A 21,554-nucleotide genomic window follows, 5' to 3' on the forward strand; every position below is an offset into this window, starting at 1 on the left:
TCCTTCTCTGGGTGGACGCAGGAAGCGGATCAGGTGGCGGCGAATTGTCCGGTGCGTCGTTGCCGCCGGTAACCGATCGCATAGAGCAGGAAGGCCAGCACGGCAAAAACCGCGAAGCCGGGCTGGTTGAGCACCCAGGCGATGACGCTGTCCCAGAGCAGCGGGCCGGCCTTGGCGCGGACGAAGGTTTCGAAAGCCGCCCGGGTGTCCGGCGAGACGGCCAGCCAGCTGGTGTTGAGCGGGGTCAGCACCAGCGCCGAAGCAGCCACCGTGCGCGTCGCGTCGAGCACCGCCATGATGACGGAGATCGACAGCGCGACCATTGCGGCAAGACGAAAGATGAAGCGAAACATTCGAGACCTTTTCCCCTGGGCCAGTGCTCAAGCTCCTCCCGAGGACCTTTCGGCACGCGTTTCAGAACGAGAGATAGAATGCGCAGGCCGGGTTCGCAATCGCCATACACGAATTTGAAGCCGATCTATGCCACTGGCTTGCGCCTGCGCCGGTGAGCAAGCCAGACCGCGACGATGCCGCCGCCAATGGCACCGACCACCAAGCCGGCCAGGCCGATGAACGCGGCGAAATAGCCGCAGGCGCCTTCGAAGCAGCTCATGCTGGTGACATCTGAAATCACCGAGCCGGCGAAGAAGCCGGCGACGGCACCGATGACCGCGCCAAGGATGATGCCGAGCAGGGCGGCGACGATCGAAACGAAGACCGGCGGCGCTTCGGGTTCCGGCTTGGCGTAGACGGTCTCGGCACCTGAACCCCGGCGCAGAAGGTAGATACAGAGCAGGCCGATGGCGATTTCGGCACCGGTGATGGCCAGGCCTCTGGCCGAGAAGACGAAATCAGGCACGGCAAGCACATAGGCTTGCCTTGCCAGCAGCCAGATGATGATGGCGATCTGCCAGATGGTGAAATGGCGCGGGAAACGCGCCGAGCGGCCGAAGGCGAGGCCAAGCAGGTAAAGTCCCCACAGGATGGTGACGACGTTGGCGGCGAGCCCGCCAAGGACGAGATAGAAGATCTTGTCCGGCAGGCCGGAATTCCCGACCAGCCACCAGGCCGACGCCAGGCCATAGAGCGACCACGCCATGACGAAGATGAGCCAGCCCACCGGTACGAAGCACAGCCCGCTGTCCGGCCGTCTGGCTGGCGTCTGTTCATTGCCCGGATTTCCACTGCTCGATGTCATGTCCGGACGATGCCCCCCGCAAAGCCTGCATCACTCGACAGACGGCGGGGGGCGAAGTCAAGCGCGGCTGGCCTTGCCGCCTTGCCTGTGCACATCATTCGAGGACAGCGCCTCAAGACGGGGCTCCGGCGGCGTCGTGAAACGCTGTGTGGCCGGCAAAGCGAATAGACCGCCGTTATGGCTTGGCATTCGGCGCGGGATCGACTAGATGAGCCCCGCGCCTGTTGCTTTGACGGCTCAGGTGCAGGGGAAGGGTGTCCGCTGGTTGGCGGCATCCATGGAGCGGAATTTCCGCACCGAAGCCCCAAGGGAGATGCGTATCCCCAACCCGCGTGGCGAAACCGGCCGGCGCGACATGCAAGGACGGAGAGGTGGCCGAGTGGTTGAAGGCGCACGCCTGGAAAGTGTGTTTACGGGAGACCGTAACGCGGGTTCGAATCCCGCTCTCTCCGCCAGTTCATCAACAAAATCAATAGCTTAGAGCGAAGATTAGGACTTACCCCCCCAAAAAGCCCGTCATGGAGGTTGCGATTGATTTAGACAGCATGCGACGGCATGAGGCATCCAGCCCGGTTGGAGGCTGTCCTTCGCGTCGCCCGGAGCGTACAGCACGCGGACGCTTGGAAGCGGCCATCATGCTTTCGCCCCGGCACCGGGAAACAAGCAGAGTCAAGAAATCTGCTGACGCCCTGAAATGACGAGCATATTTCGGCGCGGTGTTTTTTATATCGGGATCGCTTTTCTCCCAACCCCTCAAGCTTTTGCCGGTGTGTGCCGGGACATGATCGATGCAAATCGGACCGATGTTATCAGCAAACGCCCATCTCCAAGCGGATCCGAACGGGTTCCAAGTTCTACTCTCACAGGCTACAGGCGACCACCAACAAAGCCTATCATATCAGGAAATCGCTTCCATCGATGTGACTGGGTCGCTCAGTTCGGCCTTGGAACTTCTGATCGAATGCTATCCCGACGCCACTTGTGGTTCTGCAGCGGCGCTGAAACCGACATCAAAAAGATCGACCCAGACGGGCCATATGGGTGCCAGTGCGATCTGCCGGGGCCGGCGGCTCTCGGTGCTGGTTGGAGACCAGCGATTGCAGTCCTCGATACGCTTCTCGTCATAACGGAGTGGCACCTCATACAACATCGGGAGACGCAATCCTCGAATATCCATATCGATCGGATCGTCACGTGCTAAGCGTGGTTGCGATATGCATCTTCAGGAGACCAACTGAGCGTTCCCGCTGGCAGGATGGTCAGGAGCAGCCATCTAGGCCAAAACCACTTGGGGCACCCCCTCAAGGAGCCGGTGGATTTCCTCCTTTGCGACTGGCCTGGAGAGCAAGAACCCTTGTAGTTGGTCGCAGCCGAGCTGGCGCAGATAGTCTCGCTGACTCTCAGTCTCAACACCTTCCGCAGTGGTGCTGAGTCCAGTGGCACGCGCCAAGTTGATGATTGCCTGAACAATGGCCTCATCACCGTTGGAGCGGCCAAAGCCCTGCACGAAGCTTCGATCGATTTTGATTCTATCGACATCCAGATTTTGCAGACGCGCCAGTGACGAGAACCCAATGCCGAAATCATCTAGAGCGCAGCGCACCCCAATCCCCCGCAGCGCCTCAATGTTGTGCTTGCATTCGACGCGCGCCCCGCGAGTGCACTTTCGGTCACTTCCAGTTCAACGCGGCGAGGATCAATGTGCGCGTCCAGCAAGATGCTCGTTACCTTCATGGCGAAGGCCGGGTTGTTCAGCTGCAAGGCCGAAACGTTGACCGCCAAGGTGTCGATCGGCCAATGGACCGCATCTCGGCACGCCTGCCGCAAGACCAGCTCGCCTAGCTGGTCGATCAGCCCGATTTCCTCGGCCAATGGTATGAACAGGTCCGGGGCGACCCAACCGCGCTCGGGGTGGGACCAGCGGACCAAGGCTTCGACACCCGCTATCCTGCCCGTGTCGGCAACGTAAAGAGGCTGGTAGTGGACCCGAATTTGCCCAGGCACATGCAGCGCTCTCGAAGGTCGCGTTCCAGCCCTTTACGCATGGCCATTGTATGGTCCATTTCGACTCCGAACAACGCGTAGCTGCTACGTCCGGCAGCCTTGGCGTGATAGAGCGCGACGTCAGCTTTCCTCACTAATTCGACCCGATCCAATCCCTCCTTCGGCGTCAAAGCGGCTCCGACACTGACCCCTACAAAACCTTGGTCCCCGCGACTTCGAACGGCCGCCTGGCGGACTCAATCAACTGCTGGCACAGGGCTTTGACGTCATCTTCGTCTTGGACGGCGCGCAAGATAATGGTGAATTCGTCGCCACCCATGCGGACGACCGTGTCCGACTCGGTGGTAAGCCGTCGAAGGCGGTCTGCGAACTCCCTCAGCAACTCATCCCCGGCGGAATGTCCCAAGCTGTCGTTGACCTCCTTGAACCGATCAAGGTCGAGATACAGCACAGCAATCTGTTCGCCGGTCAACGGCAGGCGCCTCAACTCATCACTGAGACGCTCGTCGAACTGGATGCGATTGGGCAGCGCCGTGAGCAGGTCGTTATGGGCCAAATGGTAAATCCGCTCCTCGGATTCGACCAGTTTCAGGGTGCGTTTGCGAAAGCCCACCAGGACCAAAATGACACCGCACAACGCCATCCCGAACAGCGCTGCCAGCATAGGGGCCAATCGGGAAAGCACATGCGCGCCAGGCCGGTACGGCTGCCAGACCAAGAATCCGACAGTGGAGCCGGATCGGTCGACAAGGGCGTAAGATGCTTCTCCAGGGGACAGCCTGTTGATCCATGAGAAGCGCGCGCCGTCGAGCAGGTAGTCCTGGCGCAGGGATGCAAGAAGACTACCATCGAGGTAGCGGACTGCGACGTGTAGAAACTCCCGACCTTTTTCTTGGAGAACATGGCCACTGTCGGAAACGATAGGCTTGATGCTCACGACGGCGGGGTGGCCGGAGATAACCGCCGTATCGGAAGCACCGATCGACAGCACCTGCTCCGTGACGCCGTCAGTGTCGCCGCGTTTTAGCCTTGTCCTGAGTTTCGCGATGAGAGGCGCTGTGATCGGGCGTGTCGAATCGTAGGCGTCGGGCCTGACAGTCGCGTCTTTGACGAACGCGTAAACGGGCGCGTCGCTAGGATCGAGAACATAAACCTCGTCATGACCGAAGTAAGTATGCATCCAGATGCCGAGATTGGTGTCGATCCATTTCGTATCCCGGTTGCGCAGCGCGCCAACTGCGTCGTCCCAAACGGTGACGCTCTCATGGTCGTGGGCTACTCCGCTCTCTAGTTTGGATATGACCAGCGCGGCCAAACTTTCCTGCCGCGACGCAGCAACGGTGTCAGTCTGGAACGTGGACCATAGCAAAAGCCCTGTGGTGGTGATCGCAACAAGCCAAGCAGATCAGTGGCATCGCCCGTGCCGAAGGCGGTATCGAGGCTTCAGCGACGGTGCGGTACCTTCGTCGGAGCGGAGGGCGATCACTTTAGCCAGGATGCTCGTGTCTGACTTGAGCAACAGGACGACGACATTGGCATCACGACCGCGAGCCGGCAATACGAATCGGAAGATGGCGCTCGGAGCAGTTGCCCCTAAGCGAATAGGGTGCAAAATTTTGCTCGATTTTGACCATTTCGCAGCAAAAGGAGTGTTCGATACGGCATTGTCCATCGCAGGCACACGTCCAATAAATTCTGGGTTTAGTGCCATCTATCATATATATGCGGGCGGAGAGAATTCGAGGAGCCCTAAATCGTGAAGTTTGACTTCCATGGACCATCCTTCGGTGGCGCCGCCGCCGACCTACCAGCTGAATGCCAGGCGCAGTTGCTGCCTCTCGTCCGTGAAATTGTCCAGGCGGCGGTCGCGGCTGGCTGGAATCGGGACGATGTTCTTCTAGCTTTTGTGGAACTCGCCTGGGATTTGTACGAGAGACGGCGCGGTGATCTGTAATAGTACGCTGCGACCCTACTGGCTTAATGCCGCATCATTGATGCCGTCTATCTCGGCGGCGAACTAAGCTGTCGATCTGGCCGCACTCAACCCGGTCTTAGCGTCTGAGAATCAATGAAAAACACAGATCTGGCAGGCTGATGCGCTGAACTCTTACATGGCGAAGACACGCCATCCGGCTGAAGTAGCTGCTCGCCGGCTTTCTCGCATCGGGTATTTTTTCCGTTTCTTCCCGAAAAAGAATTCTTTTGCGCGTGGGAGTTCTTCCCTTTCCGGGGCCCGTGCGCTACGTTGATTTGGGTTTAGCATAGGGGATGGAGTAGCGGCGAGGCGGTTGAGGCGATGCGAGTGAAAAATGCTGACGGGACTCGGCGAAGCGGCGTCTGCCGAGGTGTCGATCGTATAGCTCGATACGTCTTGAGCAATATTCTAGAATGTGCCGGGCAAGAAGAGCAGCCGCGCACGGCAGCGTCATCCATGCCGTCCACGTGGCCGAAGTTGCGTCGGTCATGGGGGCCACCGAGTCAATTCATGGCAAGGTTCGCCCGGGCGTCTAGGATACCGCCGCATCGCCGCCCGATCAATCTGCGCCTGCACTTCGCAGAAAAGCTGCTCGGCGACGGCGAGTTCGCGATTGCCCAACTCCCTTACCTCGCCGTCTTTTCGGCTAAAGGCTTCTTGGCCGCCACATGAAGTGCGAGAGAAGAACGCCGACCGTCTATGCTCCAATCAAGACCTGAAGGCGCCAATATGCAAAGTGGCCACAGCTGATGGCTGGTTATCAAAAGACTGGAATTTTTCACAAAACTTCTAGAATTCCCAAGTTCCGTCCCCACAAGGCCCTTCGCTACGAGGTTCTGCCATCTGGTCAGGTCGATCAAATGAATCAAATGAAAAGGGCTGGCGTTGCTGGCCTGATGCGATCAATCACGAATTATTGGGGAACGGGGAGGACAGCCATGGATTGAAGTCTATCTGGGATGTACCAAAGGCCTGGAAATGCGGCGTGATAATGGTTCCGCGGCATCGGCTTCCGGAACGAATTCTGGCCAACAGCCGATGATACACTCGCAAGGCAGGCTGCCCAACAGCAGCGTGAGCAAGTTGCAGGATTTCCTGCATCAAAATTTTACTCGCAAATTGGCGATTGCCGAGATGGCTGCGATTTGCGGGCTTTCACCCCATCACTTCGTGCGCGCCTTCTCCAGGACGTTCGGGATGCCACCGCACCAATATGTGCTCGATCTGCGGCTCGACTTCGCCGAAAAGCTGCTTGCGGACAGCCAGATAACAATCGCCGATATTGCCCACCTGGCCGGGTTTTCAACCCAAAGCCATTTTACCGCGGTTATGAAGAAAAGCCGGCAGGTGACGCCCCTGCAGGCACGGATGGGCAAGCTTAACGCCAAGCTTAAATAAGGCAGCGCTTGCGGTATTCTTTAGGTGCTTGATTTTATAAGCATTGGCTAAGGTAACGAGCCGTTAACCTCTGTCGGTTTGTTCAAATTTTTTTCGCAAAACAGCAATTTCCTGATATACCACTGGCTGGAATCATGTCTTTCTCCTGGTGAGCGGTATTGTCAGACATTTCGCGCCGGCCAGCGGAGAGGAAACCATGACCGACAATCACATTTCGAACGGCTTGGTTGTTCAGCGTCGCGCGGCGCATTTCGCCGGGCACTGGATCGCGGGGGCCGATCATGGTTCGCGATCGGTTCGCCGCCGCCTGATGGCCGTGCTGCGCATGGCGCATCGTGCGCTTGGCATGGGGCGCAAGCGCCTGGGGTTGGGAACGTTGGGCATCGGCAGCAGCGTGCGTTCGGCTCTGGCTTGCGGCGTCAGCCTGGCCAACATCGTCGGCGGCCTGGCGGCGATCGCCGCGCTCAGCCTCGCCACGCCGGCCCAGGCACAATACCAGGCCGGCGGCGGGTCCGCGACAGGCGGCAACGCCGTCGCCATCGGTAACGGTGCCACGACGAATGGCAATAACGCCGTGGCGTTGGGCACCTCCAACAGTGCAACGGGCGACGCTTCGATCGCCATCGGCTATTCGATGAGTGTCAATGGCCTCAACGCCATCGGCATAGGGGTCTTTGCAAGCGCGACCGGCATTAACGCGCTCGCTGTGGGCGGAAACGCCCATGCTAACGCCGGCGGGGCAAGCGCCTTTGGCGTCAACAGCACCGCAAATGCGGCGAACGCGACTGCCATCGGCTCCACGGCTACTGCTGGCGCCGCCGCGACGGCCGTTGGCGTATCGAGCCAAGCGACCGGCGGCAATTCCGTCGCTATCGGCAGCGTAAGCCAGGCTTCGGGGAACAGTTCGACCGCCCTCGGCACGGGGACCGTCGCCAACAGCTTTGGTACCGCGGTTGGATCGACCAGCCAAGCAACCGGCGGCAACGCGACCGCAATGGGAGCGGGTAGTAACGCAAGCGGCGGCAATTCGATAGCGCTGGGAGTGGTCAGCCAGGCAACCGGCGGCAATTCTCTCGCCGCCGGGAACGGCGCCAACGCCAGCGGAGTCTCGGGCGTCGCCGTCGGCAACGCTGCTAGGGCGACTGGCAACAGCTCAACGGCACTCGGGGTGCAAGCGGTGGCGATCGGCGACAGCACGGTTGCGGTCGGGCAAGGTGCGGGTGCCGGCTCGACCACCGCCAATAACAGCTCGGTCGCGGTTGGCATCGCGGCCGGGACGCTGGTGAGCGGCGCGCAGAATACTGCGCTGGGCGGCGGCATCCCCAGCGTGATGCGAGGCGCCGGTTCCGGTGTCACGGGGACGCGCAACGTCGCGCTCGGGACCGGCGATGGCGGTGTCGCCTATGACGGTACGCTCTCCGCCTCCGCGGGCAATCTGGTCACCGGCAACGACAACATCGCGATCGGAACCAATGCCGGTATCGGCGTCGCCGCCAGCAACACCGCGTCGATCGGCCACAACGCTCAAGCCAGCCAGACCAATGCCGCCGCCATTGGCACCGGATCCATCGCAAGCGGCGTGAATTCCATCTATCTGGGCGCACGCTCCGCTCCCGGAACGGGGGCTCTCGCTCAGAGCGCGATCGCTATCGGCGTGGACGTGACGGCAAACGTGGCTGATGCCACGGCGATCGGCCGTACAAGCGTGGCATCGGCCCAGTTCGCCGTTGCAATCGGGGTAAATTCCCGTGCGACGGGGATAAGCTCGTCAACGCTCGGCCCCAACGCACTCGCTTCAGGCAATTTCGCATTGGCTTTCGGCAATGCCGCTCTGTCGAGTGGAATCGGCTCGGTCGCGATTGGGTCGGGTGCCCAGGGCACGGATGTTGGCGCCGTGGCGCTCGGCAATGGCGCCCGTGCGACCCTCGCGCGCGCAACGGCGCTGGGCGTTAGCGCATCGGCGAGTGGCGCGAGCGCGCTGGCGATGGGCGATACCGCGAACGCGAGTGCCCAGAACGCGATCGCCGCCGGAACGAACGCGGTCGCAAACTCCGCCGATGCCGTCGCCATCGGCACCAATGCGGTGGCGACCGGCGGCAAGGCCGTCTCCATCGGTTCCGGCAACACCGCCTATGGCGATGGCGCGGTCTCGATCGGCGATCCGAGTTTTGCCAGCGGCACCGGCGCCTTCACCGGCGGCGCCAACAACATCGCCAACAGCGACGGCACGGCAACCGCCACCGCCGCCAACCAGGCGGCGGGCGCCGTCGCCATCGGCAACAACAACAAGGCCATCGGACAGGGCTCCGTGGCGCTGGGCAACGGCACCACGGCGGGTGCCGCCGGCCTTGCGGGCAATGTCGCGCTCGGCGATGGCGCCACCGCGGCGGCGAGTTCCGGCGACGTGGCGCTTGGCTCTGGCTCGGTGACCACGGCGGCGGTCGGCACCAGCGGCACGACCATCGGCGGCACGGCCTACAGCTTCGCCGGCACGACGCCGACCAGCACCGTCAGCGTCGGTAGCGGGACCAATCAGCGCACCATCACCAATGTTGCGGCAGGACGAATCGCGGGCAATTCGACCGATGCGATCAACGGCTCACAGCTGTTTGCGACCAATCAGGCATTGCAGTCGGCCATCGCCGGGGCGGCGTCGCATTATGTCAGCATCAATGATGGCGGCACGGCGACCGGGAACTATGGCAACAATGGCGCGACGGGCGCCCAGTCTGTGGCCATTGGCACCAATGCCGGCGCGACGGGCGGCCGCGCGATTGCGTCCGGCAGCGGCGCGAAAGCCCTGGGCGACTTCGCGTCGGCTTATGGCGATAATGCCAGCGCGACCACTGCGGGTACCGCCATCGGCGGAGGCACCAACGCCTCCAACCAGTTCGCCTTCGCCGGGGGTTTCCAATCCACGGCGTCCGGGGTTTCGTCCGCGGCATTGGGCCTGCACGCCAATGCGACCGCCGACAACGCGATCGCCATAGGCACGAGCACGACTGCCAACGCCGTCGATGCCGTCGCCATTGGCGATAGCTCGACCGCGACCGGCGCCACCTCGACGGCTCTCGGCAGCGGTGCCAGCGCGTCGGGTGGACGGGCGATTGCGTCCGGCAGCGGGGCAAAAGCGCTGGGCAACTTCGCGTCGGCTTATGGCGATAATGCCAGCGCGACCACCGGGGGTACCGCCATAGGTGGAGGCACCAACGCCTCCAACCAGTTCGCCTTCGCCGGGGGTTTCCAATCCACGGCATCCGGGGTGTCATCCACGGCATTGGGTCTGCACGCCAATGCCAGCGCCGACAACGCGATCGCCATGGGCACGGACACGATCGCCAATTCCGCCGATGCCATTGCCATCGGCCATGGCTCGACCGCGGCCGGCGGCAAGGCAACCGCGATCGGCGCCGGCAACACCGCTTTCGGGGACGGCGCGGTGGCGATCGGTGATCCGAGCTACGCCAGCGGCACCGGCGCCTTCACCGGCGGCGCCAACAACATCGCCAACAGCGATGGCACGGCGAGCGCCACCGCGGCCAATATGGCGGCGGGCGCTGTCGCCATCGGCAACAACAACAAGGCGATCGGGCAGGGCTCCGTTGCCCTGGGCAATGGCTCGACTGCTGGTGCTGCCGGCCTTACGGGCAATGTCGCGCTGGGCAATGGCGCGACGGCGGCTGCGAGCTCCGGCGATGTGGCGCTTGGCTCTGGCTCGGTGACCGTCGCAGCGGTGGGCACGCCCAATGCCGTGATCAACGGCACAACCTATGCCTTCCAGGGCATCAATCCGATCTCGACGGTCAGCATCGGCGCGCCGGGTGCGGAGCGCACGCTCACCAATCTGGCGGCGGGGCGGATCAGCGGGTCCTCGACCGATGCGGTCAACGGCTCGCAGCTCTTCGCCACCAACCAGGCGGTCGATGCCATCGGCACCACGCTCAACAACATCAATGTCGGCGGCGGCATCAAGTATTTCCACGCCAATTCGGCCCTGCCGGATTCCCAGGCCCTGGGAACGAATTCCGTCGCTGTCGGACCCAACGCCGTGGCCAACAATGCTGGTGACGTCGCGATCGGCCTGAATTCGGCGTCGGGTGCCACCACCGCCGTTGGCGGCACGACGATCGGCGGCGTGAACTACACCTTCGCCGGCGGCACACCGGCCGGCGCCTTCTCGGTCGGCTCGGCGGGCGCCGAGCGCCAGATCCAGAACGTCGCGGCCGGACAGTTGAACGGCGGCTCGACCGACGCGGTCAACGGCTCGCAACTTTTCGCCACCAACCAGCAGGTCACGCAGAACACCACAGACATCGCCAATATCGGCAGTGGCGTCACCAATCTCGGCAACACGATCAACAACATCGCCGGCGACACCTCGACCGCCTATACCGACGTCAACGGCATCGGCATCCGCTACGCCCGCACCAACGAGGCAGGGCTGGCGCAGACCGATTCTTTCGCTCAAGGCGTCGGCTCCACCGCCGTCGGCTATCAGGCGACCGCGACCGGCGTCAGCGCGCTGGCGCTCGGCCGCGACAGCGCGGCCAGCATCGACGGCAGCGTGGCGCTTGGTTCGGATTCGGTGTCCGACCGCGCGCTGGCGCCGGCCAGCGGGCAACTCCCGGCCGGTCCGTCGAACTTCATCCAGTACAACACCACCGACAAGGTATTGCTCGGCGCCGTTTCGGTCGGCACGGACACGTCTTACCGGCAGATCACCAACGTTGCCGACGGTACGCAGGATCAGGACGCGGTGACGGTGCGCCAGCTCGCCGGCGCCATCGCTTCCGTATCGGTGACGTCGACCAAGTATTTCCATGCCAATTCGGCGGCGGGAGACTCGCTCGCGGTTGGGGCGGAATCGGTCGCGGTCGGTCCGACGACGGTCGTCAACGGCGACAACGGCGTCGGCATCGGCAACGGCGCTATCGTCGACCAGACAGCGCCCGGCGGCACGGCAATCGGCCAGAACGCCCATGTCATGCTGGCCGACGGCCTTGCGCTCGGCACCAATTCGCTGGCCTCCGGCATCCAGTCGGTGGCGCTCGGCGCGGGCGCCCAGAGCACCTTCATCAACAGCGTCGCGCTGGGCTCGCAGTCCATCACCTCGGTCGGCGCCCAGACCGGCTACACGGCCTTTGCCCTGACCGGCGCGCAGACCTCGTTCGGCGAGGTGTCGATCGGCTCCGCCGGAGCCGAACGCAAGCTCACCAATGTCGCGGCCGGTTCGGCCGATACCGACGGCGTCAACGTCTCGCAGCTGCGCGGCGTGTCGCAAAACATCAGCAACCTGTTCGGCGGCGGCACCACGGTCAATCCCGACGGCTCGATCACCGGCCCGACCTACACCGTCCAGGGCAATAGCTACACCACCGTCTATGACGGGCTCACGGCGGTCGACAATGCCTTGACCAGCATCAACAATGGCGGCGGCATCAAGTATTTCCATGCCAATTCGACGCTGGCCGACAGCATCGCCGGCGGCACCGACAGCGTCGCGATCGGACCGGCGAGCGTGGCCAGCGGCACCAACAGCCTGGCCGCCGGCAATGGCTCGACAGCCACGGGCGATGGCGCGGTGGCGCTCGGCCAGGGCTCCAAGGCCAACAATGCCAATGATGTGGCGCTCGGTTCCGGCTCGGTGACGCAGGCTGCCGTCGGCACGTCCAGCACCACCATCAACGGCAAGACCTACGACTATGCGGGAACCACCCCGACCGGGACGGTCAGCGTCGGTGATGCCGGCGCCGAGAGGACGATCACCAACGTCGCCGCGGGTCGCGTCGATTCCGGCAGCACCGATGCGATCAACGGTTCGCAGCTCTACGCCACGAACACCGCGATCGAGGATCTGAAGGCCGGCGTCGGAACGCTCACCCAGAACGCGGTCACCTATGACACCCAGGGCGGCGCCAAGACGAACACGATCACGCTGCAGGGCGGCGACGTCAACGCGCCGGTCGTGATCTCCAATGTCGGTCCGGGCGTCGCCGGCACCGATGCGGTCAACGTCAACCAGCTCAACCAGGGCCTGACCGCGGGCAAGAGCTATACGGACACCCAGGTGAACTACGCCATCAACACCTCCAACACCTATACCGACAAGGTGGCGGCCACGACCCTGCAGCAGGCCAACGACTATACCGACCAGAAACTCGGCCAGCTCAACTCGGACCTGGGCGGCATACGCGACGAAGCACGGCAGGCCGCAGCGATCGGGCTCGCCGCCGCCTCGCTGCGCTACGATGATCGTCCCGGCAAGCTGAGCGTCGCGGCAGGCGGCGGCTTCTGGCGGGACGCGAGCGCCTTGGCCTTCGGTGCCGGCTACACCAGCGAGGACGGCCGCATCCGCGGCAATCTGTCCGGCACCGCCGCCGGTGGGCACGTCGGTGTCGGCGCTGGCATCAGCTTCACCTTGAACTGAGGCCGGAATGAAAGGACTTGCTGCCCTGACTTTCCTGGCGCTCTGCGGCGGCCTAGCGCCGGCTGCCGGGCAGGTCGCCTCGCCATACAGGATCAAGCCTTCGGATGTGGTGCTGCCGCCCGACGTGAAACTGGGTGACTATCAGCGCACCATCCGTCCGTTCGAGAACTGGACGCTGATCTGCGACGAGAACCTCAAGGCCCGCAAGAAGGTCTGCAACGTCTCGCAGGTGATCGAGGACGCGTCGGGCAAGATGGCCTTCAGCTGGTCGCTTGCCGCCACCCAGGACGGCAAGCCCTACATGATCCTGCGCACCGCGCCGAATGCCAGGAGCGACGGCCTGGTGTCGCTGAAGTTCGATGGACAGGCGCAGCCGATCGACGTGCACCTGAACGGCTGCAACGAGATGGTCTGTGTCGGCATGCTGCCGGTGGGGCCGGTGATGCGCCAGCAGATTTCGCGCAAGGCGACGCCGGCCATCTCCTATCCGACCGTCGACGGCCAGACGATCACCGTGACAGCAACACTCAAGGGGCTGACGGAAGCCCTTTCACCAGTCAAATAACCGGGGCAGCATCATGAGCCAGCAGGACCAGTTCTTGTCCGCAAAACGCAGCAACCCGACCGTCGAGGCGGATCGGCAGCGGCCCGTCGAGCCCGCGCGGCGGCGCCGGTGGCCGCGCGTCGTCGGATTTTCGCTGCTGGGGCTGGTGGTGGCGGGGCTTGGCTTTGCCGCCGGCAATTACGCCGCGATCGCCAATCTGGTCGGCGGCGCGACGGCTGCGCCGGTCGAGGCCGCCGCCCCCGCGCTGCCGGACACGCCTTTCCTCGAGCACGTCAAGCAGGCCGGGGTGCAGGCCTGTTCGACCGTCTATCCGGTGCTCGGACAAATCCTGACGACCGGCACGAAATACAGCGTCAAATCGCTGTGGAACGACCAGGCGGCCGACAAGCATGCCGTGCAGGCCTTTGTCGGCATGGACTACGCGTCGGAACGCTATAGCGGGCCGGCGGCGGGCGTGGTCTTCGCATCGCCCACCGCTTCGGGCTGCGAGGGGACGATGGTGCGGGTGGCGCCGTTCGCCAGCCCGTGTGCCGACATCCCGTCCATCCTTCCGCAGGGCAGCAAGATCACCGACCATCTTGGGCAGGTCGAGGTGTACGAACTCGGCGGCAACGCCGGGGAAGCCCTTCTGTTGCCGACGGGCAAAAGCTGCGTGGTGATCTCCGTGGCTTCGGCGGCGAAATAGGACGAAGGGAATTTAGGAAAGGGGTGCCGACCATGAGATTGCGGGCTTTGGCAGTTTTGGGCTTGACCTTGCTGTGGAGCGGACAGGTCGTCTCGGCCGACCTGGTGGCGCCGTCGGAGCCGCAGCAGGAGGAAAAAGGCATCTGGGCGGCCATCGCCTATTCGCAGGCCGACAGCAAATACGGTTTCTTCTGGGGCGCCGACAAGCGGCAGGAGGCGAAGGACATCGCGCAGAAATATTGCGAGAACGCCGGCGGCAAGGCGTGCAACGTCGTCTCCGTGTTCCGCAACCATCGCCATTGGGACGATGACGACGAGACCGGCTTTCCCTACAAGCACTGCGGTGCGCTGGCCATGGCAGACAAAGCCGAGAACCGTTTCACGCCCTGGGGCGTGAACTCGGCCGAGACCCGCCGCGAAGCCGAGGACCTCGCCTTGCAGGCCTGTGAGGCGTCAGGGGCCAAATGCAAGATCCGTGAATGGGTCTGCACATGAAGCGTGGCTTCAAGGCCGCCTGCGCATACGGGGCAATCGCATTCTCGTTGATGTCGCCAGCGACGGCTCAACAACAGGCGGCGGCTGCTCCAGATGGGCCGTCATCGCTGCGCGAAGTCTATCAGGACTGGAGCGTGGCCTGTTCCGTTCAGCAGAATGCGAGGGTCTGCTCGCTTTCACAGGACCAGGTCCAGAAGAATGGCCAAAGGCTGCTTGCCATGGAGATACAGAGGCGCGCGGACGGCTCAACGATGGCCACCTTGCTTCTGCCCTTCGGCATCCTGCTCGATCCGGGCGTGACGCCTCAGATCGATGATCAGCCGCCATTGGCCCCGCAGCGCTTCAGGACCTGCCTGCCGACAGGCTGCATCGCGGTGTTTGCCATCGACCGATCCGTGCTCGGAAAGCTGAGGGTAGGCGAGGTGCTGAAGCTCAATGTCACGACAGATGCAGAGACGCCACTGACATTCCCGGTGTCGCTGCACGGCCTGACCGCGGCGCTCGACCGCATGGTGGCGTTGAGCGCACGGTAAGGCAGGCGGCCGGCCGCCGGAAACGGCGAACCGCTCCAGCTCCTTGTTTGACGCAATTCCCGGGAAAGCGCCTACGCGCTTTTCCTGAAACAGGCCCATGGAACGTTGGGGCGCCGAAGCTAATGCCGGTGCCACCATTGCCCGGTGATCATGAAGAAGACTTACGTCAAACCCAACTTGACGCCGCAACCCGGCGCGCAGCCGACGATCCAAATCGATTGCTACCCGTCCAACCTGGTCGAAAAGACCTGAAACAACGCGTCTCCCTTCGGGGTAAGCGATGGTAGCGGGAGACCGCTACATCGCAATACCCACTATTGAGGAGGCTCTCTTTTGCTATCGTCGGCGCGCGGCATGACAGCAAGTTGAAGCCTTTCGAACTTTCTGGGTCGCGTCCCAGGCCGAACTACATGCGCTTACGGTAGAAATTCGAAATTCGAATATCCGATTCGGCTTTAGGAACTTGACGAGACATAGCGGCTTGGAATTGTCGGCATCGCCCAGTAAGGCCCATGTACGAATTCCGTCGGTGTGGAATTAACGGCCATGTGAAGTTTGGATTGTGGAGTGTTATCTGCACAATAGAATTCCGCACATGGTTTCCATACACGAAACCGTCCTCCGGACCGCGATTCGGGCGCCACCTAGGCGATGTGCGGAAATCGGTCGAGACTGTTGAATAACTAGCCGGAACGACCGCAGGGCACTGGAGCATAGGTTGGCGCCATGTCTGCCGAACCGGTCCACTTCAGGCAGCGGCTGGTCGTCTTGCCAACAGTTGGAGGTTCTGAACCGCTGCGGCGAGAAGGAATTCTTCTTTTGCCCCGCTCAGGCCGCGTAGCCTCAATCGTCGAAACGCGATGTTGCGCTTGAGGTGGCCAAAGAGCCGCTCGATCCTCTTGCGCAGTCGCCGTGAGCGGGCATAGCTAGGTGTGTCGCGCAACGCTCGTACCTGATCACGCGCATCCTCGTCGAAAGATCGTGTAATTCGTCGCGCTGATCCGTCTGTGCAATCCAGCTTTGAGCGACAGGCGCCGCAGTCGGACGGGCGAGCGAAATAGACATTGGCGCGCGCGCCGATGTCCCTTCCCCGATAGGTCAATTGCCGACCTTCAGGACAGGTAAAGCTGTCGCTCTGCCTGTCATAGGAGAATGCGTCGCGGGTCAGTTTGCCGGCGGTCTGGTGTTGGCGTTCAATCACCGGGATATGCGGTTCGATACCCTGCTGCAGAAGCCAGCTTAGAAGACCGGCGCTGCCGTAAGCCTTGTCAGCTGCCAGCCGTTCAGGCGTCAGCCCAAGACGCTCGCGCGTCCGCAACACCATTGTCTTGGTTGTGTCCACCTCTGCGGCGAAGCGAGCCGGACTGGCCTCGATGTCAAGAATGACGCTCGACTCAGTGTCGATGTAGTAGTTGGTTGAATACCCGAAACGGCCACGTCCATGCTTGTTTGACCAGCCAGCTTGCGGATCAATCTGCGATATATGTTTCGGCGTCGTAAGCGCGAATTTCCCCGCACGTTGACGCCGTCCTTTCAACGACGGTCGCTTTCAGACGGACGCGTCCGGGCGGATCAGGCTGCAGCGTTTTTGGCGAAGTTGAAGGGCAGCAGGTCGTCGATATCAGTATCGACAGCGCGTTGAGGCAATTCGGTGAGGACGTGGCGCAGCCACGCTAACGGCTCGACGCCGCAGGCGCGGCAGGTCAACATCAGGCTGTAGATGACGGCGCTGGCCTTGGCTCCGTCGACGGTATCGCTGAACAGCCAACTCTTCCTGCCAGTTGCAAAAATCCTGATGTCACGCTCGAGAAGATTATTGTCGATCGGCATGCTGCCGTCCTCGGTGTAACGAGTCAGATATCCCCATTGGTTCAGGGTATAGGAGACGGCGTCGCCGAGCTTGCTGTCCGGCAAGACTTTTGGGGCGATGTCGTCGAGCCATGCCTTGAGAGCATGGAGGATGGGGACACTATGTTGCTGGCGGAAGCGGCGAATGCAGTGATCTCGCGTTTCGCCGTCATCGGGGATGACGTTCCGCGCCTGCCTTTCAACCCGATAGAGCTGTTCGAAGAACCGGAGCGCCTGTTCCGGCGGGCCGCCGCCTTTCTTCCTCGCCTTTAGGGCATCGACGAAGCGCCGTCTCGAATGGGCCATGCATCCAAGATGCGTTGCCCCTTCCAGCGTGCGCCAAGCGGAATAGCCGTCGCTCATCACTATGCCGCGGTAATCGCCGAGGAAGGTCTGCGGGTGTATCTGGCCGCGACCCGCTTGATAATCGAGCAGCACGATCGGCTCGTCACTGTCCTCGCCGCTCCGGTATGCCCACATGTACGAGGTGCTGGCGGCCTCTCGATCCTTTTCCTTCAGCACCTGGACCGTGGTCTCGTCACCATGGATGAGGGGCTGCGATCTGAGCCGCAGCTTCAGCGCGTCATAGATCCGGGAGAGATGTTTTTCGCTCGAGCCGATCACCCAGTGACCCAGAGCGCCTCGGCTGACAGGAACACCTGCGCGCTCGAAGGCCTGCGCCAGGCGGTAGAGCGGTGTGCCGTCGACATACTTATGAACGAGCGCGAAGGCCAGCGTCGAGGCCGTAGCGATGCTGCCCGGCAAAGGTTGCGTGGGCATCGGCGCGATCATGACCGGCGTGTTGATCCCGGTGCGGTCGCAATGACGGCAAGCATATTTGAACCGCACATTCCGCAGGACCTTCGCCTTCACCTCGACATGAAGCTGCTCGGTAACGGTCTCGCCCATGCGATGCATCTGGCCGGCGCAGCAAGGACACGCCTTCTGATCGTCGGGAAGGTCGTACTCGACACGCTCGCGCGGCAGGTTTTCCGGCAAGGCCTTGCGGCCGCGCTTCTTTCCGGTCTTGCTTTCGACCACTGGCAATCCAGTATCCGGAAGGTCGGCGACATCGTCATCTTCGCCGTCGGCGTCATCCTCATCCGCGGCCTGTTCGGCTTCATTGAAGAGACGATCAATGTGCTTTTCGCTCTTCGGCGCAAAACGATGCAGTCGTGCAAGCGCCAGCTCTTCCTCGAGTTTGACGACGCGGTCGGCGAGTTGACGGTTCTGCGCCTGCAGCGCAGCAATACGCGCCATCAACTCTTCAACAGTCGGTTCGCCGGGTCGATTCATCAGATTCTTGAATCGAAAGCATGCCGGCGCGTCAATCGCTCAATCCGAGAGCCCTCAACCGGCAACCTGATATTGCCGCACCGGATGGCGGACCATCGCATCGATATCGATGCCGTCGAGGATCCAATGCAATTGCTCGGTCGTAAGCGTGACCACCGCTGCCTCCCGGCGCGGCCACCGGAACTTGTCCTCGGCCAGCCGCTTCAGGACCAGCACAAAGCCCGACCGATCGAAGAACAGGAGCTTCATCCGGTCGCGACGGCGATTGCAGAAGGCAAAAACCGCTGGAGCAAACGGATCGAGCGCCATCGTCTCTTGGACCAGAACCGCAAGGCTGTTGATGCCGGCCCGGAAGTCGATCGGCTCGCGGTGCAGGTAGACTTTCAGGTTAGCGCCCAGTCTGAACATGACCCAGTGCTCCGATGGTCGCCGTCAATGCATCCACATCACCGCATTCCAGCGTCAGCTTCACGCCGTTCGGCAGTGACGCGCTCACCTTGGCTGGAGAGGAAAAAAGCGCAGTCTTTTTCGATGCCGACCCACGCACCCCATCGCAAGTCCCCGGCAAATCCACCGCAGCCATGCTGCTCTGTCGCAGCAAGGCCCGATCGGAGGTGCTTTCAATCTGAACCGGGAGAAACGCCGGTGATGAGGACGGCGGGAGGGACTGGGTCTCCGTGCGCTTCTTTATCCACTTCCGAAGAAGGTTCGCATTGACCCCATGTTCGAGCGCAAGCCTCGATACCGACACACCAGGCTCAAGGCAGGCCGCGACAAGACGGTCCTTCGATGCGGGGTCGTATCGGCGTCGCCCGTTCCGACCGACAAGCCTCACCCGCAGTTTCTGCTCATCTTCTTCCATAACTTGGTGTCCACCTATTTTGGTGGACACCTCATGCATCAACCCACTCAATGGCAAAAGGTGCGGGGAAATTCGCGCTCACTCGGCGTCGAAGGTTCACGCTCATCTGGGGCCTGCGGCAGCGCTGCGTCGAGTGCGGCTAGATACTCATGCACTGGCCGCGAGATCGTGCCACCGTCGGACCAGGCGGTCGCATTGGCGTCACCAGGAAGTTTCTTCTCCCAGCTCGCATCCGCCTCGATGAAGCTGGCATCGACTGCAGTATCCGTGCCTGAGACCAACCCAGCCGTGGCACAATTACCGACGATCTCCTCGAATAACTTTCGAAACAGATCCCCTTGGCGAAAGCGTCCATAGCGGTTTTTGCTGAACGTTGAGTGGTCCGGCACGGCTCCGTTGAGGCCGAGCTTGCAGAACCATCGGAACGCCAAGTTGAGATGAACGTCCTCGCAAAGCCTCCGCTCTGACCGAATGCCGTAGAGATAACCCACGAGGAGCATTCGTAGCATCAACTCGGGATCGATCGAAGGCCTGCCAGTGTGGCTGTAGCTTGCGGCGAGGTGCTCATGCACAAAGCTTAGATTAAGCGTCGCATCGATGCGTCTGAGTAGGTGACCGGCAGGTACGTGCTCATCAAGCCGAAACTCGTAGAAGAGTTGTTCTTGAAGATCGAGCCTGCCCATCATGACAAATCATCTCCAGCGCTCAGCAGAGAGATGGAATCACGTGTTGGGCGGCCATTCAAGCCGAGTTTTTCAACAGTCTCGGTCGTTTTCCGTACATGCAGTTATGAATGCAGCGCGACCGCATCGCGATTGCCTCCGGCAAGCTGCCGGCGAATGCCGAGGAGGGGCCGATGGTGGGCATGGCGATCTGGGCGAAGGTGTCGGAAGCCGTCAGTGCCAGGATCGAGGAGCAGGCCCGCGCCGGCAACTTCCCGGTCCGGCTCAAGGGCAATGACTGGGACAGCGGCGACATCGTTTGGCTCCTCGACGTAGTGGCCGCCAACCGCGCGCTGGCCACCAGCGTGCTGATCAATTTCGGCCAGCTCTCCAAGGGCGCACCGGTTCGCGTCCATCCACTGGTTCGGCAACTGGTCGATAAGGAGGTACTAGAAAAGCTCAGTGAAAAGCGTACCCCCGTGCCGTCGTGAACTTTCGAAATGGCAGCGTTGGTCGCCTGTTGACGGAATATTGTTCCGCACGGCCTTCAATATGCAAGGCAATATTGCTGTCGGCGATCGGAAGTCCGCCTCATCCATGCATGTACAGTAGATAGAAGTGTAAATTAGACATCGCTTATAGAAATAAGCAGGAATTTCTTAAGTTGTTTTCCCGTGAGCTCTTAACAGTCGATCACGGCTATGTTACCAAACTCGCTGCGGGGGTAACGCGACGGTGATCGTCGCGCGCCCATGAAAGCGGTGAGGGTTTGATGGTGTCGGGCGTCACGCTTGGCATTGCGCTGGTTGTGGGTGCTGAAGCGGGAGAGATTGGAGCATTCCAGCCTTTGTCCAGCATCGGCCAGCGCCTTGCGCTTTTACTGACGCGAAGCGCCATCGTCATGCCTGCATTCCTTCTTGCCTCGTGTGGGATGTTTGCAGACGTGTGGGAATGGAATCAGAAATTGACTGTCGAGGTGCTGGTCGACGGCAAAGTGGTTTCAGGCTCGGCCGTGTCGCACGTATGGTGGCAGGAAGCAAACGCGCTAGGGGTTTATCCGTCGGGATATAAGGGTGAGGCGACAGTGGTTGACCTTGGGCAGCGAGGCCAGCTCTTCGCGCTGATCGGCGAAGAAACCAAATTTATTGCACAGCACACGCTTCATGGTGATCTGGGTTATGGCCGCGGCGAATACGAGCGACTTCTGCCGGCCATCGTGCGTTTCCGCAGCACGAAGGACGTGCCTCGCGACCATTATCCGCTGCTTGTGACTTTCACAAACCTCAGCGATCCAACAACTCTGCGTAAAGTAGATCCAGAGGACCTCGCATCAGTATTTGGCTCAGGTGTTTCTCTAAGAGGGATCACGCTTGAGGTGACCGACGAGCAGGTTACTGAAGGGGTGGTCGAGAAATATCTTCCATGGCTTGAGACTGTTGGGCGTTCAAGGGCTACGTTATTGCCGAACCCGCCTAAATTTCTAAAAGATGAATCTGATATTCAACGAGTCAGTTCGGGAAACTTCAGTACGGAGCTCTTCAAATGAGCATGAACAAAGATCTTTTTCTATCAATTTTAGCGATGGACTCTTACAATAGAGATTATGA

Annotated in this window: 16 protein-coding genes, 1 tRNA gene and 3 pseudogenes; 11 read left to right on the forward strand and 9 right to left on the reverse strand. The window is 61.6% G+C overall.

The genetic code is table 11. The features are described from left to right. Positions 1 to 29 precede the first annotated feature (29 nt). Positions 30 to 353, reverse strand: a complete 324-nt coding sequence (locus AC56QQ_RS07930; protein WP_091577994.1) for a hypothetical protein — start codon at positions 351 to 353, stop codon at positions 30 to 32. A gap of 125 nt (positions 354 to 478) precedes the next feature. After that, positions 479 to 1,198, reverse strand: coding sequence for a hypothetical protein (locus AC56QQ_RS07935; protein WP_497126282.1), 720 nt, complete (start codon positions 1,196 to 1,198; stop codon positions 479 to 481). A gap of 365 nt (positions 1,199 to 1,563) precedes the next feature. On the opposite strand from AC56QQ_RS07935, the gene AC56QQ_RS07940 reads away from it, so the two are divergent. Then, positions 1,564 to 1,653: transfer RNA gene (locus AC56QQ_RS07940), tRNA-Ser, on the forward strand. 818 nt (positions 1,654 to 2,471) lie between these two features. Here the strand turns inward: AC56QQ_RS07940 and AC56QQ_RS07945 are convergent. Together AC56QQ_RS07945 and AC56QQ_RS07950 are read right to left on the reverse strand one after the other, a co-directional pair. Continuing rightward, positions 2,472 to 3,202, reverse strand: a pseudogene (locus AC56QQ_RS07945) (putative bifunctional diguanylate cyclase/phosphodiesterase). Next, positions 3,142 to 4,571, reverse strand: a pseudogene (locus AC56QQ_RS07950) (diguanylate cyclase domain-containing protein). Before AC56QQ_RS07950 ends, AC56QQ_RS07945 begins: the two co-directional pseudogenes overlap by 61 nt. Positions 4,572 to 4,955: 384 nt before the next feature. Between AC56QQ_RS07950 and AC56QQ_RS07955 the strand changes: the two are divergent. From AC56QQ_RS07955 to AC56QQ_RS07990, 8 genes are all read left to right on the forward strand, one after another. Continuing rightward, the gene (locus AC56QQ_RS07955; RefSeq protein WP_489863534.1) at positions 4,956 to 5,156 is read left to right on the forward strand and encodes a hypothetical protein; all 201 of its coding nucleotides are present in this window, start codon (positions 4,956 to 4,958) and stop codon (positions 5,154 to 5,156) included. A 531-nt stretch (positions 5,157 to 5,687) separates the two neighbouring features. Further along, positions 5,688 to 5,849: a hypothetical protein gene (locus AC56QQ_RS07960; protein ID WP_489863241.1), complete on the forward strand. Its 162-nt coding sequence runs from the start codon at positions 5,688 to 5,690 to the stop codon at positions 5,847 to 5,849. A 402-nt stretch (positions 5,850 to 6,251) separates the two neighbouring features. Continuing rightward, entirely contained in the window at positions 6,252 to 6,575 is a 324-nt protein-coding gene (locus AC56QQ_RS07965; RefSeq protein WP_497126284.1) for a helix-turn-helix domain-containing protein, read from the forward strand. Positions 6,576 to 6,771: 196 nt separating this feature from the next. Further along, positions 6,772 to 13,002, forward strand: a complete 6,231-nt coding sequence (locus AC56QQ_RS07970; protein WP_497126286.1) for a calcium-binding protein — start codon at positions 6,772 to 6,774, stop codon at positions 13,000 to 13,002. Between the two features lie 7 nt (positions 13,003 to 13,009). Further along, positions 13,010 to 13,567, forward strand: coding sequence for an invasion associated locus B family protein (locus AC56QQ_RS07975; protein ID WP_489863237.1), 558 nt, complete (start codon positions 13,010 to 13,012; stop codon positions 13,565 to 13,567). Positions 13,568 to 13,580: 13 nt separating this feature from the next. Further along, complete coding sequence (locus AC56QQ_RS07980; RefSeq protein WP_489863236.1) at positions 13,581 to 14,252, forward strand: hypothetical protein; 672 nt, start codon at positions 13,581 to 13,583, stop codon at positions 14,250 to 14,252. Between the two features lie 32 nt (positions 14,253 to 14,284). After that, positions 14,285 to 14,746: a DUF4189 domain-containing protein gene (locus AC56QQ_RS07985; RefSeq protein ID WP_489863235.1), complete on the forward strand. Its 462-nt coding sequence runs from the start codon at positions 14,285 to 14,287 to the stop codon at positions 14,744 to 14,746. Further along, positions 14,731 to 15,279, forward strand: coding sequence for an invasion associated locus B family protein (locus AC56QQ_RS07990; protein ID WP_489863234.1), 549 nt, complete (start codon positions 14,731 to 14,733; stop codon positions 15,277 to 15,279). Before AC56QQ_RS07985 ends, AC56QQ_RS07990 begins: the two co-directional genes overlap by 16 nt. A 748-nt stretch (positions 15,280 to 16,027) precedes the next feature. On the opposite strand, the gene AC56QQ_RS07995 is transcribed toward AC56QQ_RS07990, so the two are convergent. From AC56QQ_RS07995 to AC56QQ_RS08015, 5 genes and pseudogenes are all read right to left on the reverse strand, one after another. Continuing rightward, positions 16,028 to 16,816 (reverse strand): transposase, encoded by a 789-nt coding sequence (locus tag AC56QQ_RS07995; RefSeq protein WP_497126288.1) that lies wholly within the window; start codon positions 16,814 to 16,816, stop codon positions 16,028 to 16,030. Between the two features lie 35 nt (positions 16,817 to 16,851). After that, positions 16,852 to 18,423 (reverse strand): IS66 family transposase, encoded by a 1,572-nt coding sequence (gene tnpC, locus AC56QQ_RS08000; protein WP_497126290.1) that lies wholly within the window; start codon positions 18,421 to 18,423, stop codon positions 16,852 to 16,854. Between the two features lie 54 nt (positions 18,424 to 18,477). Continuing rightward, positions 18,478 to 18,831: an IS66 family insertion sequence element accessory protein TnpB gene (tnpB, locus tag AC56QQ_RS08005; protein ID WP_497126292.1), complete on the reverse strand. Its 354-nt coding sequence runs from the start codon at positions 18,829 to 18,831 to the stop codon at positions 18,478 to 18,480. After that, on the reverse strand, positions 18,812 to 19,285 hold the full coding sequence (gene tnpA, locus AC56QQ_RS08010; protein ID WP_497126294.1) for an IS66-like element accessory protein TnpA: 474 nt from the start codon (positions 19,283 to 19,285) through the stop codon (positions 18,812 to 18,814). The genes tnpB and tnpA overlap by 20 nt, the downstream gene beginning before the upstream one ends. A gap of 86 nt (positions 19,286 to 19,371) precedes the next feature. Further along, positions 19,372 to 19,971: pseudogene (locus tag AC56QQ_RS08015) on the reverse strand (transposase); the annotation flags it as partial. A 107-nt stretch (positions 19,972 to 20,078) separates the two neighbouring features. Here AC56QQ_RS08015 and AC56QQ_RS08020 point away from each other — a divergent pair. Next, positions 20,079 to 20,438 (forward strand): toxin-activating lysine-acyltransferase, encoded by a 360-nt coding sequence (locus AC56QQ_RS08020; protein ID WP_489863233.1) that lies wholly within the window; start codon positions 20,079 to 20,081, stop codon positions 20,436 to 20,438. Positions 20,439 to 20,719: 281 nt separating this feature from the next. Then, entirely contained in the window at positions 20,720 to 21,493 is a 774-nt protein-coding gene (locus tag AC56QQ_RS08025; RefSeq protein WP_497126296.1) for a hypothetical protein, read from the forward strand. Positions 21,494 to 21,554 lie beyond the last annotated feature (61 nt).

This window comes from Mesorhizobium sp. RCAM 05099 (assembly GCF_059683685.1).

Bases quoted from the DNA above. Each gene is read 5' to 3' on its own strand.
- tnpA (WP_497126294.1), bottom strand. From the start codon at position 19,285: ATGGAAGAAGATGAGCAGAAACTGCGGGTGAGGCTTGTCGGTCGGAAC.
- tnpC (WP_497126290.1), bottom strand. From the start codon at position 18,423: ATGAATCGACCCGGCGAACCGACTGTTGAAGAGTTGATGGCGCGTATT.
- AC56QQ_RS07935 (WP_497126282.1), bottom strand. From the start codon at position 1,198: ATGACATCGAGCAGTGGAAATCCGGGCAATGAACAGACGCCAGCCAGA.
- AC56QQ_RS07975 (WP_489863237.1), top strand. From the start codon at position 13,010: ATGAAAGGACTTGCTGCCCTGACTTTCCTGGCGCTCTGCGGCGGCCTA.
- tnpB (WP_497126292.1), bottom strand. From the start codon at position 18,831: ATGTTCAGACTGGGCGCTAACCTGAAAGTCTACCTGCACCGCGAGCCG.
- AC56QQ_RS07980 (WP_489863236.1), top strand. From the start codon at position 13,581: ATGAGCCAGCAGGACCAGTTCTTGTCCGCAAAACGCAGCAACCCGACC.
- AC56QQ_RS07990 (WP_489863234.1), top strand. From the start codon at position 14,731: ATGGGTCTGCACATGAAGCGTGGCTTCAAGGCCGCCTGCGCATACGGG.
- AC56QQ_RS07970 (WP_497126286.1), top strand. From the start codon at position 6,772: ATGACCGACAATCACATTTCGAACGGCTTGGTTGTTCAGCGTCGCGCG.
- AC56QQ_RS07985 (WP_489863235.1), top strand. From the start codon at position 14,285: ATGAGATTGCGGGCTTTGGCAGTTTTGGGCTTGACCTTGCTGTGGAGC.
- AC56QQ_RS07930 (WP_091577994.1), bottom strand. From the start codon at position 353: ATGTTTCGCTTCATCTTTCGTCTTGCCGCAATGGTCGCGCTGTCGATC.
- AC56QQ_RS08025 (WP_497126296.1), top strand. From the start codon at position 20,720: ATGGTGTCGGGCGTCACGCTTGGCATTGCGCTGGTTGTGGGTGCTGAA.
- AC56QQ_RS08020 (WP_489863233.1), top strand. From the start codon at position 20,079: ATGCAGCGCGACCGCATCGCGATTGCCTCCGGCAAGCTGCCGGCGAAT.
- AC56QQ_RS07960 (WP_489863241.1), top strand. From the start codon at position 5,688: ATGGCAAGGTTCGCCCGGGCGTCTAGGATACCGCCGCATCGCCGCCCG.